This window comes from Vibrio crassostreae (assembly GCF_024347415.1).
Classification (GTDB): Bacteria; Pseudomonadota; Gammaproteobacteria; order Enterobacterales; family Vibrionaceae; genus Vibrio; species Vibrio crassostreae.
Genome location: NZ_AP025476.1, coordinates 2220454 through 2234945 on the forward strand (window position 1 = coordinate 2220454; position 14492 = coordinate 2234945).

At 46.2% G+C, this 14492-nt stretch carries 15 protein-coding genes and 1 other annotated feature; of the genes, 10 read left to right on the forward strand and 5 right to left on the reverse strand.

Features of this window, described 5'->3' with window-relative positions:
- Nucleotides 1-13: 13 nt before the first annotated feature.
- The 3 genes from efpL to OC193_RS09910 all read left to right on the forward strand — a co-directional run bounded on the left by efpL (nucleotide 14) and on the right by OC193_RS09910 (nucleotide 1553).
- A complete protein-coding gene (gene efpL / locus OC193_RS09900; protein WP_017055115.1) occupies nucleotides 14-583 on the forward strand; it encodes an elongation factor P-like protein EfpL in 570 nt (189 codons plus the stop codon).
- 10 nt (nucleotides 584-593) lie between these two features.
- Complete coding sequence (locus OC193_RS09905; protein WP_048659600.1) at nucleotides 594-923, forward strand: HI1450 family dsDNA-mimic protein; 330 nt, start codon at nucleotides 594-596, stop codon at nucleotides 921-923.
- A 147-nt stretch (nucleotides 924-1070) separates the two neighbouring features.
- Nucleotides 1071-1553 carry an RNA methyltransferase gene (locus OC193_RS09910; RefSeq protein ID WP_017629620.1) on the forward strand — a complete coding sequence of 161 codons (483 nt, stop codon included), beginning with the start codon at nucleotides 1071-1073 and terminating at the stop codon, nucleotides 1551-1553.
- A 211-nt stretch (nucleotides 1554-1764) separates the two neighbouring features.
- On the opposite strand, the gene rluB is transcribed toward OC193_RS09910, so the two are convergent.
- The 3 genes from rluB to rnm form a co-directional block, all read right to left on the reverse strand.
- Nucleotides 1765-2799: a 23S rRNA pseudouridine(2605) synthase RluB gene (gene rluB / locus OC193_RS09915; protein WP_017055112.1), complete on the reverse strand. Its 1035-nt coding sequence runs from the start codon at nucleotides 2797-2799 to the stop codon at nucleotides 1765-1767.
- A gap of 159 nt (nucleotides 2800-2958) precedes the next feature.
- A complete protein-coding gene (locus OC193_RS09920; RefSeq protein ID WP_009848751.1) occupies nucleotides 2959-3579 on the reverse strand; it encodes an L-threonylcarbamoyladenylate synthase in 621 nt (206 codons plus the stop codon).
- A gap of 62 nt (nucleotides 3580-3641) precedes the next feature.
- The gene (gene rnm / locus OC193_RS09925) at nucleotides 3642-4496 is read right to left on the reverse strand and encodes an RNase RNM (RefSeq protein ID WP_048659601.1); all 855 of its coding nucleotides are present in this window, start codon (nucleotides 4494-4496) and stop codon (nucleotides 3642-3644) included.
- 120 nt (nucleotides 4497-4616) lie between these two features.
- Here rnm and OC193_RS09930 point away from each other — a divergent pair, with 120 nt between their 5' ends.
- From OC193_RS09930 to trpA, 7 genes are all read left to right on the forward strand, one after another.
- Nucleotides 4617-4742, forward strand: coding sequence for a trp operon leader peptide (locus OC193_RS09930; RefSeq protein WP_009848753.1), 126 nt, complete (start codon nucleotides 4617-4619; stop codon nucleotides 4740-4742).
- Nucleotides 4689-4803: a sequence feature (Trp leader region), on the forward strand. It overlaps the preceding gene by 54 nt.
- Nucleotides 4804-4928: 125 nt before the next feature.
- Nucleotides 4929-6518: an anthranilate synthase component 1 gene (locus OC193_RS09935; RefSeq protein WP_048664716.1), complete on the forward strand. Its 1590-nt coding sequence runs from the start codon at nucleotides 4929-4931 to the stop codon at nucleotides 6516-6518.
- A 2-nt stretch (nucleotides 6519-6520) separates the two neighbouring features.
- A complete protein-coding gene (locus OC193_RS09940; RefSeq protein WP_048664715.1) occupies nucleotides 6521-7129 on the forward strand; it encodes an aminodeoxychorismate/anthranilate synthase component II in 609 nt (202 codons plus the stop codon).
- 9 nt (nucleotides 7130-7138) lie between these two features.
- Entirely contained in the window at nucleotides 7139-8134 is a 996-nt protein-coding gene (gene trpD, locus OC193_RS09945) for an anthranilate phosphoribosyltransferase (RefSeq protein ID WP_048664714.1), read from the forward strand.
- Between the two features lie 25 nt (nucleotides 8135-8159).
- Entirely contained in the window at nucleotides 8160-9599 is a 1440-nt protein-coding gene (gene trpCF, locus OC193_RS09950) for a bifunctional indole-3-glycerol-phosphate synthase TrpC/phosphoribosylanthranilate isomerase TrpF (RefSeq protein ID WP_048664713.1), read from the forward strand.
- Between the two features lie 123 nt (nucleotides 9600-9722).
- Nucleotides 9723-10913, forward strand: a complete 1191-nt coding sequence (gene trpB, locus OC193_RS09955; RefSeq protein ID WP_048613233.1) for a tryptophan synthase subunit beta — start codon at nucleotides 9723-9725, stop codon at nucleotides 10911-10913.
- Nucleotides 10913-11719, forward strand: coding sequence for a tryptophan synthase subunit alpha (gene trpA, locus OC193_RS09960; protein ID WP_048664712.1), 807 nt, complete (start codon nucleotides 10913-10915; stop codon nucleotides 11717-11719). Before trpB ends, trpA begins: the two co-directional genes overlap by 1 nt.
- A gap of 84 nt (nucleotides 11720-11803) precedes the next feature.
- On the opposite strand, the gene OC193_RS09965 is transcribed toward trpA, so the two are convergent.
- Complete coding sequence (locus OC193_RS09965) at nucleotides 11804-12601, reverse strand: slipin family protein (RefSeq protein ID WP_048664711.1); 798 nt, start codon at nucleotides 12599-12601, stop codon at nucleotides 11804-11806.
- Nucleotides 12602-12683: 82 nt separating this feature from the next.
- Nucleotides 12684-14090 (reverse strand): NfeD family protein, encoded by a 1407-nt coding sequence (locus OC193_RS09970; RefSeq protein ID WP_048664710.1) that lies wholly within the window; start codon nucleotides 14088-14090, stop codon nucleotides 12684-12686.
- Nucleotides 14091-14492 lie beyond the last annotated feature (402 nt).

Here is a 14492-nt window from a genome sequence, read left to right on the forward strand (position 1 = left end):
GGACAAACACAAAATGCCTAGAGCAAGTGAAATTAAAAAAGGTTTTGCTATCACAGTAGAAAGCAAAACAGTGATCGTTAAAGATATCGAAGTAACAACACCAGGCGGCCGTGGCGGCCAAAAGATTTACCGCTTCCGTGGTAACGATGTAGCAACTGGCGTTAAAACTGAAGTTCGCCACAAGGCTGACGAAATTGTTGAAACTATTGACGTAACTAAGCGTGCAGTAATGTTCTCTTACGTTGATGGCAACGAGTACATCTTCATGGACAACGAAGATTACACACAATTCATCTTCAACGGTGAAACAATCGAAGACGAACTGCTGTTCATCAACGAAGAAACTCAAGGCATGTACGCGATTCTTATCGATGGCAACGCTGCAACGCTTGAGCTTCCAACATCTGTTGAGCTAGTTATCGAAGAGACTGATCCTTCAATCAAAGGTGCATCAGCGTCTGCTCGTACTAAGCCTGCTCGTCTTTCTACAGGTCTTACTATTCAAGTACCTGAATACATCGCGACTGGCGACAAAGTAGTAGTAAACACTGCTGAACGTAAATACATGAACCGCGCAAGCTAAGATACTTATTATGACCAAAGCTAACGACCTAATGTCTTATGACGACGCAATTGACACTGCATACGACATCTTCCTAGAGATGGCACCTGACAACCTAGAACCTGCAGACGTGATTCTTTTCACAGCTCAGTTTGAAGATCGTGGCGCAGCAGAGCTTGTTGAAACTGGCGATGATTGGGTTGAACATGTTGGCTTTGAAGTCGACAAAGAGATCTACGCTGAAGTGCGCATTGGTCTTGTGAATGAAGCTGATGACGTTCTAGACGACGTATTTGCTCGCATGCTAATCAGCCGTGATCCAGAGCATAAGTTCTGTCACATGCTGTGGAAGCGCGACTAGTACCGCTATTGACACTCATCTGCATGAGTAAACAAGTATTCATGTACGCGAGTTAAAAGTTAGCCGAGCCCATTGCTCGGCTATTTTTATCACGCTGTTTCTCATCATGACTACCTACTTTCATCATCAACGTTAGATTCACTGATTATGACCAAAGCAAAAACAGACACACAATCAAAAGGCTATGCCTGCATTGGCCTAGTTAACCCAAAGACGCCGGAAAACGTAGGCTCTGTAATGCGAGCGGCTGGCTGCTATGGCGCCAACTCTGTGTTTTACACGGGCACACGCTACGACCACGCGCGAAAATTCCATACCGACACCAAAGAGAAGCACCTAGCGTTGCCTCTAATTGGTGTTGAAGATCTGAAAGACATTATTCCAGTAGGCTGCGTACCTGTAGCTGTTGATCTGATTGAAGGTGCTAAGCCGCTGCCTGATTACAAGCACCCACCACGCGCGTTTTACATTTTTGGCCCTGAAGACGGTACGCTAAAGAAAGAGATCACAGACTTCTGTCGTGAGACGATTTACGTTCCGACCAACGGCTGTATGAATCTAGCAGCATCAGTGAATGTTGTGCTTTACGACCGACTGGCGAAAGGCGATAACTTCTCGAATCATAAATAAGAGATTCGAAAAAATATGTAGATGCGCGTAAACGAGATAAGAGATGCGAAGAGCACACTTACTGTCGATTATAGCAGTATGTTTTCGCCACTCAATTACTCACATCCCTCATCTTCTATTGCTTCAGACGTAAAAAAACCTGCTCAATGAGCAGGTTTTTTAGTATTCAGTGCTTTCAGCTAATGAAGCTTACGCGTAAGAACTTACGTAATTACTGACGTGTTCTTGGCTTAGCTGGTTTAGCCGGACGACCGTTGTTCAGTTTAGGCTTACTTTTGTTAGCCTGAGGTTTGCCTTTGTTTGCAGCTGGAGCGCTACGACCTGAATCAGGTGTTGTTGTACCGCGAGTTGCAGGCTTCTTGCGTTTAGTTTGGTTACTGCGGCCTTTTGGTGCGTTAGCACGCTCTTCGTGACGCTTAACAGCACGACGAATTTTTTGGCTACGAGAACGCTCACGCTTACGAGAAGTGTTTGAAGGATCAAGATCCAACAAAGTCTCTTTCTCTGGCTTAAGCTCAACAAGTTCACGCAAGTAGTTAACTTCTTGAAGATCTAGCTCTTTCCAACCACCACGAGGCAGTTTCTTATCAAGGTAGATATCACCGTAACGTACACGTTTCAGGCGGCTTACTGTTGTTTCTTGAGATTCCCAAAGACGACGAACCTCACGGTTACGACCTTCGTTAATCGCTACGTAGAAAGTATGGTTCATACCTTCACCACCAGCGTAAACCACATCTTCAAAACGAGCCATGCCGTCTTCTAGTTGTACGCCACGAGTAACGTTTTTAACTTTTTGCTCAGTCACTTCACCGAATACACGTACTAGGTACTCACGCTCAACCTGACGGCTTGGGTGCATTAGACGGTTTGCAAGCTCACCATCAGTAGTGAAAAGCAAAAGACCCGATGTGTTTGCATCAAGACGACCAACTGAAATCCAACGAGAACCACGGATCTTAGGTAGACGATCGAAAACAGTGCGGCGGCCTTCAGGATCGTGACGAGTACAAAGCTCACCTTCAGGTTTGTAGTAAGCAAGTACACGACAAACCACTTCTTCAGAAGCCTTGCCTGAAACAGTATGGCCATCGATACGGATCACTGAGTTCTCGTCTTCAAGACGCTCACCCAGTTTCGCAACTTGACCGTTAACACTTACACGACCAGATTTGATTAAACCTTCTAGTTCACGACGAGAACCGTGACCAGCTCGCGCTAAAACCTTCTGTAATTTTTCGCTCATTTACTCTTTTCTACCTAATTGTCGTCTTCACAGACGTCGAATGAATTTTTCGCGACCAAATCGCGGTCGCGTATTATCGCAAATAACCTGCCAAAAAGCACTTGTTATTTACTGTGGCAGGTTTGCTGTATCGTTACAGACTGTTAATCAGTAAAGCGATTATTCAAACGGCGCAGGATCGCCCGCACCACGACGCAGAACTACGGCATCATCGTCACTGAAGTCAATAACCGTCGTCGGTTGCTCACCTAAGTAACCGCCATTCAAAATGACGTCAACTGCATGCTCTAGGCTGTCACGAATTTCTTCTGGATCCGACTCAGTCGTCTCGTTACCCGGAAGAATCAGAGACGTCGACATCAGTGGTTCGCCCATCGCTTCCAACAGGTCGAGTGCAATCTTGTTGTCTGGGACACGAATACCAATCGTTTTACGCTTGGCGTTCATCAAACGCTTTGGCACTTCTTTGGTTGCTTTAAAGATAAACGTGTAAGCACCTGGCGTGTGTGCTTTCAGTAGACGGAAAGCCACGTTATCGACGCGTGCATACAGTGATAATTCAGAAAGATCACGGCATAACAACGTGAAGTTGTGCTTGTCATCGATACGACGAATTTTACAGATACGTTCAAGTGCTTGTTTGTTTTCAAGCTGACAGCCCAGCGCATAACCGGAATCTGTTGGATAAACCACTACGCCGCCATTGCGAATAATCGCAACCGCTTGAGTAATTAAGCGTGCTTGTGGGTTATCTGGGTGTACATAAAAAAACTGGCTCATTATTGATCCTCGTTATCGAATCTCTCGACTCTATCATCAGAAGGAGCTGGTTCACCTAAAGACTATTCAGATGGTGAAACCGTTTGAAACTCCCAATCTTTCCATACTTCTTCGACCCCAGAAGGTAGCCAGAGATTACGTCCAAGTTCCATCCACGGAGATGGGTAATGGAAATCACTGCCTTGGGAGGCTAATAGTTTGTATTGTATAGCATAATCCGCGAGTGTGCGTCTTTCTTGTTGCGCTTGCTGAGGTTGAGCGACTTCCATCGCATCCCCTTTCGCTTCAACAAATGCAGCTAGCAGGCGCTTAACCCACTTGGCTGTAAGGCCATATCGCCCCGGGTGAGCAAGTACAGCTTGACCACCAGCGGCATGAATAGCCGTGACAGCATCACTCATTGAACACCAAGTTGGCGGCACATAACCTGGGTTATTGCGAGTAAGAAACTTTTTAAACACCTGCTGCATGGTTTTTGCGTAGCCGTTGTCGACTAACCACTTAGCAAAGTGAGCGCGAGTAATAGGCGCATCACCCGCAATCAATTTAACTTCTTCTAGCACCCCTTCACGAGTCGCTTTCTCAAGACGTTGAGCAATCATCTCTGCGCGTCCAATACGGTGTTGCTTCTGTTGTTCAATGAGCGCTTTGAGTTCTGGTGACTCAGGATCAACGTTTAACCCAACAATATGGATATCTTTGTTTTGCCAAACAGTCGAAATCTCAATGCCGTTGATCAACTGAATCGGAAGGTTGTTATCAGCAATATAGCTGCGTGCTTCAGCAAGCCCATCAGTCGTATCATGATCTGTAATCGCTAGCGCTTCGATGTTAAAGCCAAGCGCTCGGTCAATTAGCTCAGGTGGAGTAAGTCGGCCATCTGAGGCTGTTGTATGACTATGTAGATCAATTCTCATATATTCTTTTTCATTGTTTTCAATTTTTATCGTTATATTTGTGTCAACACACTTGACCCGCAAGTGGAAAACTAGTTAACTAGTACACAAATACGAAGTATCACATTTGATAGGTTCACCATGTTACAAGAATTTAACCAAAACCATAAAGATAAAGTTTTAGAACTTTCTTCAGTAGAAGCAAGTTCAGAGCTTAATTGGTGGCGCACTTGGACAAGTTCTTGGTGGGCTAACGTGTACTTCTAGTTAAACAGTTTGTTTATAAAAAAGTTATCACTAAGCCCGCTTTCATAGCGGGCTTTTTAATTTGTCGAACATCTCACATTCAACTGACTAACAAATCATCGAATTGACCATATTCTAGATTGGGTGAAAGGTATCTTTATGCGACTATGTACGGCAGGAAATTTAAAGAATCATAAAGGAGGTCTTGTGAACAAGGCCATTGAAATCAAAAAGCTGGGAACCATTGAGGTCATCAATTCATCAGTTCCTTACTCGCAAGATCCAACCAGCGTTTTCCATACTCTGTGTGAAAACAAAACAGACAGTTTGCTGTTGGAATCGGCTGAGATTGAATCTAAACAGAACCTGACAAGCCTACTCCTTATCGACTCTGCTGTTCGCATCGTATGTCGCGGACATGAAGTAACCTTTCAAGCATTGACTGAAAACGGTCAAGCGCTAATTGAACACCTTACTCAAAACGTTAAAGCAGAAATTAAATCTGACCTGACTGATAACGTTTTGACGCTGACTTTTGTCGAGCCAAGCAATGAATTAGATGAAGACTCACGTTTAAGAGAAGCCTCTTCATTCGACGCACTGCGTTTAGTTCAGCACAGCTTTGAGCAAGACGCGGATAATAAACACGCGTTATTCATGGCGGGCTTATTCGCTTACGACATCGTGGCAAACTTTGAACCACTCGGAGATGCTGAAGCAACCAACAATTGTCCTGACTTTGTATTCTACGTTGCGGAAACACTGTTGCGTTTCGACCACCAAGAGAACGAAGGCCTACTTCATGCGAGCTTGTTCGCTCAAAATGAAAGCATCAAAGCGCAATTAACTGAGCGCTTAGCCGATATTCAAACTCAGTGTCAGTCACTAAAAGCCATCACAGAAGTAACGCCGCTAGACAATGTTGAAGCGGTACCAAGCGTTTCAGATGAAGACTTCTGCCAAACGGTTCGTGATTTAAAAGAATACGTAGTTAAAGGCGATGTGTTCCAAGTGGTACCTTCACGCCGCTTTACTCTACCTTGCCCTGCTCCATTGGCAGCTTATAAAGAACTGAAACAAAGTAACCCAAGCCCTTACATGTTCTACATGCAAGACGAGCTATTTACTCTGTTTGGTGCATCTCCAGAAAGTGCGCTTAAGTACGAGACCGAAACCAACCAAATCGAGATCTACCCAATTGCTGGTACTCGCCGTCGTGGTAAGCGCCCAAATGGCCAAATCGATTTCGACCTAGACAGCCGTATCGAACTCGAATTGCGTACCGACAAGAAAGAAAACGCCGAGCACATGATGCTAGTAGACCTAGCGCGTAACGATGTTGCACGTATTGCAGAAGCAGGCACACGCCACGTGGCAGACTTGCTGAAGGTTGATCGCTACAGCCATGTGATGCACTTAGTTTCTCGTGTGGTTGGTCAACTACGTGAAGACTTAGACGCACTGCACGCTTACCAAGCTTGTATGAACATGGGCACCCTAACGGGCGCACCAAAAATCCGCGCAATGCAGCTTATTCGTGACGTAGAAAAAACACGTCGTGGTAGCTATGGCGGTGCAGTCGGTTATCTAACCGGTGAAGGAACTCTGGATACTTGTATCGTAATTCGCTCTGCTTACGTTGAAGATGGCGTGGCACAAGTACAAGCTGGCGCTGGTGTGGTGTTCGACTCAGACCCACAAGCAGAAGCCGATGAAACTCGCGGCAAAGCACAAGCAGTCATCTCAGCGATTCAAGCTGCACATACTAAAACCATTTCTAACAAGAAGGAGTCGTAATCATGGCTGATATTGTATTCATCGATAACTTCGACTCGTTCACTTACAACCTGGTAGACCAGTTTCGTTCATTAGGTCACAACGTAAAGATTTACCGTAACAACATTCCGGCAAAGGTTGTTGAAGCGGCGATCAACGAACTAGACAACCCGGTTGCACTGCTTTCACCAGGCCCCGGCGCTCCAGCTGATGCGGGCTGCATGCCAGAGCTGATTCAGCTGCTAAAAGGTAAAGTACCAATGATTGGTATTTGCTTAGGCCACCAAGCGATTGTTGAAGCCTACGGCGGCACCGTTGCAGGCGCTGGCGAAATCATTCATGGTAAGGTGTCGATGATGGAACACCAGAACCATGCGACTTACCAAGGCTTACCCTCTCCACTGGCTATTGCTCGCTACCACTCTTTAGTGGCAACACATGTATCCAATAGCCTAACAGTGACCGCTGAAGTCGATGATTTGGTAATGTCTGTGGTTCAAGAACAAGACAAGGTGTGTGGATTCCAATTCCACCCTGAATCAATTATGACGACCTACGGTGCAACGCTTCTAGCAAACGCTATCGAATGGGCTCTTGAGAAAAGCTCTACCCTTGAGAAGACAGAAAAATAGGAAACGATCATGGAACAGATTAATAAGCTTTACGAACAGCAGTCTCTTACTCAAGAAGAAAGCCAACAATTATTTGATGTCATCATCAAGGGCGAACTAGACCCAATCCTGATGGCTTCTGCACTGACTGCACTTAAGATCAAAGGCGAGACGCCCGATGAGATCGCAGGTGCGGCGAAAGCACTGCTTGCCAATGCGAACCCGTTCCCACGTCCTGATTACGATTTTGCAGACATTGTAGGTACAGGTGGCGACGGTCATAACACCATTAATATTTCGACGACTTCAGCATTCGTTGCTGCAGCATGTGGTTTAAAAGTCGCGAAACATGGTAACCGCAGTGTATCGAGCAAATCAGGTTCTTCTGACCTACTGGATTCGTTTGGCATCAACCTAGCGATGACCGCGGAAGACACGCGTACAGCTGTTGATGAACTTGGCGTAGCATTCCTATTTGCTCCGCAGTATCACGTTGGTGTACGTCACGCGATGCCGGTTCGTCAAACCATGAAAACGCGCACTATCTTCAATATCCTTGGCCCACTGATTAACCCAGCTCGCCCTAACATCGAGCTAATGGGTGTTTACAGCAAAGAGTTGGTTCGCCCTATCGCAGAAACCATGCTGCAAATGGGCATGAAGCGTGCTGCGGTTGTTCACGGTAGCGGCTTAGATGAAGTGGCGATTCACGGCGAGACTATCGTTGCTGAAATTAAAGATGGCGAGATTCACGAGTACACAGTGACACCGGCTGACTTTGGTTTGAACACTCACTCTCTTGAAGCAATTAAGGGCGGCGAGCCAGAAGAGAACAAAGCCATCACAACCGATATCCTGACGGGTAAAGGCACTGACGCACAAGTTGGCGCAGTGGCAGTCAACGTTGCTCTACTGATGCGTCTGTTTGGTCACGAAGACCTAAAAGCCAACGCACAGCAAGCGATTGACGCGATGAACTCTGGCAAAGCTTACGAGCTTGTACAAAAGCTTGCTGCACACGCCTAACGAACGACGAATTGAGACAAAGAACATGACACAGACTACCGATAAACTGTCGACCCACGTTTCAGTCAAAGAAGCTGAAATGGCGGAAGTACTAGCAAAAATCGTTCGTGACAAATACCAATGGGTTGAAGCGCGTAAGCAAACTCAACCATTGGAACAGTTTAAAGCAGCGTTAACCGCAACAGACCGCAGCTTTTATGATGCCCTGAGCGGCGAACAAACGGTTTTCATTACTGAATGTAAGAAAGCCTCTCCGTCAAAAGGTTTGATCCGTGACGAGTTCGACCTGGACTACATAGCATCGGTTTACAACAATCACGCTAACGCGATTTCAGTACTGACCGACGAAAAGTACTTCCAAGGTGACTTTGAGTTTTTACCTAAGATTCGCAGCATCGCTAAGCAGCCAATCCTGTGTAAAGACTTCATGGTGGATACCTACCAAGTTTATCTCGCTCGTCACTACTCAGCAGATGCGATCTTGTTGATGCTATCGGTGCTGAATGACGAAGAGTACCAAGCACTTGCTGAGGTTGCTCATTCACTGAACATGGGTGTGCTTACAGAAGTCAGCAATGAAGAAGAGCTGCACCGCGCAGTGGCTTTAAACGCTAAGGTTATCGGCATTAACAACCGTAACCTACGTGACCTGTCGACGGATTTGAATCGTACCAAAGAGTTGGCTCCACTGATTCGCGAGCTGGCTCCAAACGCCATCGTGATTTCAGAGTCTGGTATCTACACACACCAACAAGTGCGTGACCTTTCAACATTTGCAGATGGCTTCCTAATCGGCAGCTCTCTTATGGCTGAAAAGAACCTTGAACTGGCCGTTCGTAAAGTAACGCTGGGCGAAAACAAGGTGTGTGGTTTAACTCACTCTGACGATGCTGCCAAAGCGTATCAAGCAGGTGCAGTATTCGGTGGTTTGATTTTCGTTGAAGCGTCTAAGCGTCATGTGGATATCGAAGCGGCTCGTTTAACGATGAGCGGTGCACCGTTGAACTACGTCGGTGTGTTCCAAAACCACAGCGTGGCAGATGTGGCTATCACGGTTTCTGAGCTCGGTTTGTTCGCTGTACAACTGCACGGCGATGAGTCTCAAGCCTATGTTGATGAGCTAAAACAATCACTGCCTGAAAATGTTGAGATTTGGAAAGCTTATGGTGTTTCTTGCGATGCTGAGCGCGCGTTACCGGAATTACTGGAAAGCAACGTGACTCGTCACCTGCTAGATACTAAAGTGGGCTCTCAAACTGGCGGTACCGGTCAAGCGTTCGATTGGAGCCTGATCAACAACCAAAGCGCAATCATGTTGGCAGGTGGTCTAAACCCAGAAAATGCTAACCAAGCGGCTAAGTTGGGCTGCTTAGGGTTAGACCTAAATTCTGGTGTTGAATCTGCTCCAGGTAAAAAAGACGCAGACAAACTGCAACGCGCTTTTGCAGAGATTCGTAATTACTAGTCTGGCTTTTAAAAGCAATAATCAGCACTAAAAACATATTTGTGAGCTTTGCCTTAGCGAGGCTCAAACAAGACTAAAAGACTTGGTGTGAAGACACGCCAATAGAATTGAAGGAATAAGATAATGGCTAAACTCGATGCCTACTTCGGTGAATACGGTGGTCAATACGTACCGCAGATCCTAGTGCCAGCACTAGACCAACTTGAACAAGCATTTATCGATGCACAAGCCGATCCTGAGTTCCGCAGCGAATTCATGACGCTTCTGCAAGAGTACGCAGGTCGCCCAACGGCACTAACGCTGGCTCGTAACCTTACTAAAGGTACAAAGACCAAACTGTACCTAAAGCGCGAAGATCTACTTCACGGCGGCGCCCACAAGACAAACCAAGTACTTGGCCAAGCACTGCTTGCTAAACGTATGGGTAAGCAAGAAATCATCGCTGAAACAGGCGCAGGCCAACACGGCGTTGCAACCGCTCTAGCGTGTGCTCTACTAGGTCTTAAGTGTCGTGTTTACATGGGTGCGAAAGACGTTGAACGTCAAAGCCCGAACGTGTTCCGTATGAAGCTAATGGGCGCAGAGGTTATCCCTGTTCATTCTGGCTCTTCAACGCTAAAAGATGCATGTAACGAAGCGCTACGTGACTGGTCTGCAACTTATGAAGACGCGCACTACCTACTGGGTACTGCAGCGGGTCCTCACCCATTCCCAACGATTGTTCGTGATTTCCAGCGCATGATTGGTGAAGAAACGAAGAACCAAATTCTAGCTCGTGAAGGTCGCCTTCCTGATGCAGTTATTGCTTGTGTCGGCGGTGGTTCTAACGCTATCGGTATGTTCGCGGATTTCATTGAAGAAGAATCTGTACGCCTAATCGGTGTAGAACCTGCTGGTAAAGGTATTGATACCGACCAACACGGCGCGCCGCTTAAACACGGTAAAACCGGTATCTTCTTCGGTATGAAAGCACCACTAATGCAAGATGAGAACGGTCAAGTAGAAGAGTCTTACTCTGTGTCTGCCGGTCTAGATTTCCCATCAGTTGGTCCTCAACACGCCCACCTAAACGCAATTGGCCGTGCTGAATACGACAACGTGACCGATGACGAAGCACTAGAAGCGTTCCAAGCTATCGCACGTAACGAAGGTATTATCGCAGCGCTAGAGTCATCTCATGCTTTAGCTCATGCAATCAAAATGGCTCACGACGACCCAGAGAAAGAACAGCTATTAGTCGTTAACTTATCTGGCCGTGGTGACAAAGACATTTTCTCTGTACACGACATCCTTAAAGAGAAAGGAGCATTATAATGGATCGCTATCAATCACTATTCACTCGCTTAGCTGAAAAAAATCAGGGTGCATTTGTACCATTCGTAACGGTTGGCGATCCTAACCCTGAACAGTCTCTTAAGATCATGGAAACTTTGGTTGAAGCAGGTGCTGATGCGCTTGAACTTGGTATTCCGTTCTCTGATCCACTGGCTGATGGCCCAACAATCCAAGGTGCGAACATTCGTGCGTTAGATTCTAAAGTAACGCCTGATGTATGTTTTGATCTTATTGGTCAAATCCGCGCGAAATACCCAGAGCTACCAATCGGCCTACTGATGTACGCGAACTTGGTCTACGCACGTGGTATTGAGAACTTCTACGAGCGTTGTGCAAATGCGGGTATCGACTCGGTACTGATTGCAGACGTACCAACCAATGAAAGTGATGAGTTTGTTGCTGCAGCGAAGAAGTTTGGCGTTCATCCAATCTTTATTGCTCCACCAACAGCGAGCGATGAAACACTTCAGTCAGTATCTGAACTTGGTGGTGGTTACACTTACCTACTTTCTCGTGCTGGCGTAACGGGTGCAGAAACAAAAGCAAACATGCCAGTAACCGCACTGCTTGATCGTTTGAACAAGTTCGATGCGCCACCAGCACTGCTTGGTTTCGGTATCTCTGCTCCTGAACAAGTGAAAGAAGCGATTGTAGCTGGCGCTGCCGGTGCTATCTCAGGCTCAGCGGTTGTAAAAATCATTGAGAACAACGTTGAACAGCCAGAAGCAATGCTTAAAGCATTGGCTGAGTTTGTAACGCCAATGAAAGCTGCAACACAGAAGTAATCTTTAGCATTCGCTAAACACGACTGTAGATTCTAAAAGGCACCACAGATGTGGTGCCTTTTTTATTGTTGTCAGAAAAACTCACTAATCGTCAACTTTCATCGCCTTCTTAATCGCAGCCTCATTGAGTGTCGCTTTAATGGGATCAGTGATTTTATCCACTAAGTCGACAGGCATTGGGAATACGATGGTCGTGGTGCGTTCATTCGCGACCTCGGTTAATGTCTGCATATAACGTAACTGAATGGCGTTAGGCGCTTTGTTCAGTACTTCTGCGGCTTCTCTTAGCTTAGTGGATGCCTCTAGCTCACCTGTTGCATGTATCACCTTAGCTCGACGAGAACGCTCTGCCTCTGCTTGTTTCGCAAGAGCTCGCACCATACTGTCATCAAGATCAACATGCTTAATCTCGACATTGGCAATCTTAATCCCCCAGTTATCGGTGTGCTGATCAAGAATTGATTGTAAATCTCTGTTGAGCTCTTCTCGCTCAGACAACAGCTCATCCAATTCATGCTGACCTAGAACAGACCGCAACGTGGTTTGTGAGAGTTGGCTAGTGGCTTCGAGATAGTTCTCCACGTTGTTGATTGCCATCTTAGGATCAAGCACTCGGAAATAGACCACAGCGTTAACCTTAACCGACACATTATCTCTGGTGATCAAATCTTGTGTTGGTACATCTAAAACGATGGTTCGCAAGTCGACTCGCACGATTTGTTGAATGAAGGGAATGATGATAATTAACCCTGGCCCTTTCACACCGTAAAAGCGCCCTAAGAAGAACACTACTGCACGCTCGTACTCGCGCAGAACTCTGAACATACTAGCTATCAACAAGATAACAAGCACGATAACAATACCTATAGTGTGTATAAACATAACCGCCCCCTAATGGTAACGATGGTTAAGCAATAAATAATTCAATCAAGTTTGTCCTAGCATTCCGCGCTAACAGCCCGTGCTAACCAGACTTCGATGGTGTCTCATCGGGCAGCGCTTCAACATCCAAAGAAAGCCCGGTGAGCTTGGTGACTCTGATACTCTGTCCTGCTTTCAGTTCATTGACGCATTTGGCTTGCCAGATTTCACCTTCAACCAGCACTCGACCCGCGCCAGGAAAACCGCTTACAACTTTACCCGTCTCGCCAACCACCGCTTCCATCCCAGTCGTCACTGGCTTATTTCTGACTCGGACTAGCATTGATATTGTTACGACAATAAACGCTACAGAGAACAAACTGATTCCGATAATTAACGGCAATGCGATTTGGTAACCCGGTACTTCAGTGTCCATCAGCATGATTGAGCCCAATGTAAATGCAGCAACGCCACCCAAACCGAAAATGCCAAAGCTCGGACTAAAGGCTTCCGCAACCATTAAAGCTATACCCAACAAGATCAAAGCAAGGCCCGCGTAACTCACAGGCAGCATTTGTAACGAGTACATCGCCAATAACAGACAGATACCGCCCAATACACCCGGTAAGCCGACCCCTGGGTTATAAAACTCCAGCAACAAACCATAGATACCGATGAGCATGAGGATGTAAGCGACATTTGGATTCGTAATCACCGAAAGCAAACTAAAGCGCCAGTCTTGTTCACGCTCGACAAAAGCCACATCACTAAGTTGGACTTCCTGATTGATACCGTTGATTATGACGGTACGCCCGTTACTCAGTTCAACCAATTGCTGAAGGTCGCTGGCAATAAAATCAATCACGTTAAGCGAAAGTGCATTCTCTGAGTCCAAACTCGCCGCTTCTCTTACCGCTTTTTCTGCCCATTCTTCGTTACGTTTGTGCAGCTTAGCCAAACTGACAATGTAAGCCGCTGCATCATTGATGACTTTCTTTTCCATCGCAGTGGTGGCTTTTACCTGATCTGAGTTCTCTTGTTTCGTTGCGTCTTGTTCACTCGCAGAAGTGTTGTCGTCTTTATTGGTATCGTCTTGAGGCGACAAGGGATTAGTCGGCGCTTTGCCACCACCAAGAGACACTGGCGTGGCTGCGCCTAAATTGGTTCCGGGCGCCATGGAAGCAACGTGGCTGGCAAGTAAAATATAGGTACCGGCACTCGCTGCTCGTGAACCCGCAGGCCCAACCCAAGTAGCGACTGGAATCGGTGAGGTGGTGATGGATCGAATAATGTCACGCATCGATGAGTCTAACCCGCCAGGCGTGTTCATTTTCAAAATAATGAGCTTTGCTTGCTCATCGTGAGCTTGTTCTATTTCTCTAGTGAGGTAATCACTGGTCGCCGGACCTATCCCTCCGTTCACCTCAATCACCCAGACATCATCGGCCTGAGCAAACACTGAGCTGAGCAACAGAAGAAACGCAAACAAGTACTTTAATATAAAAGTCATAGCCCCTCTCCTTACAACTGAGATGCTAGATAGACGTTTTATTTAAAGCGCAGAGGTAACATCTTGGTAATAAATAGATACCTTAAGCATAGTTCAGGCTAAATTTCACACAACACGTACCTGTGGATTTACCCCAACACAAACGCTCAAAAAACACTCGCGAATGAAATCAAAATGTTAATGGGACGTTTTCAACACCAACGATTGTAAATCATTCACAAAACCTCCAGCGAAAAAGCTTTTATAAATTCAACAAATAACATCGCTATGAAAAACCAAGGCAAACGATTGCATTGTTGTGCAAAATCAACAAATGACATTAGACCACCTGTTTTTCAGAGACTTTCACCTCTGCTCATATTGATAAATGTAAAGGATACGTGTAAAACTCGTCGCGAAATA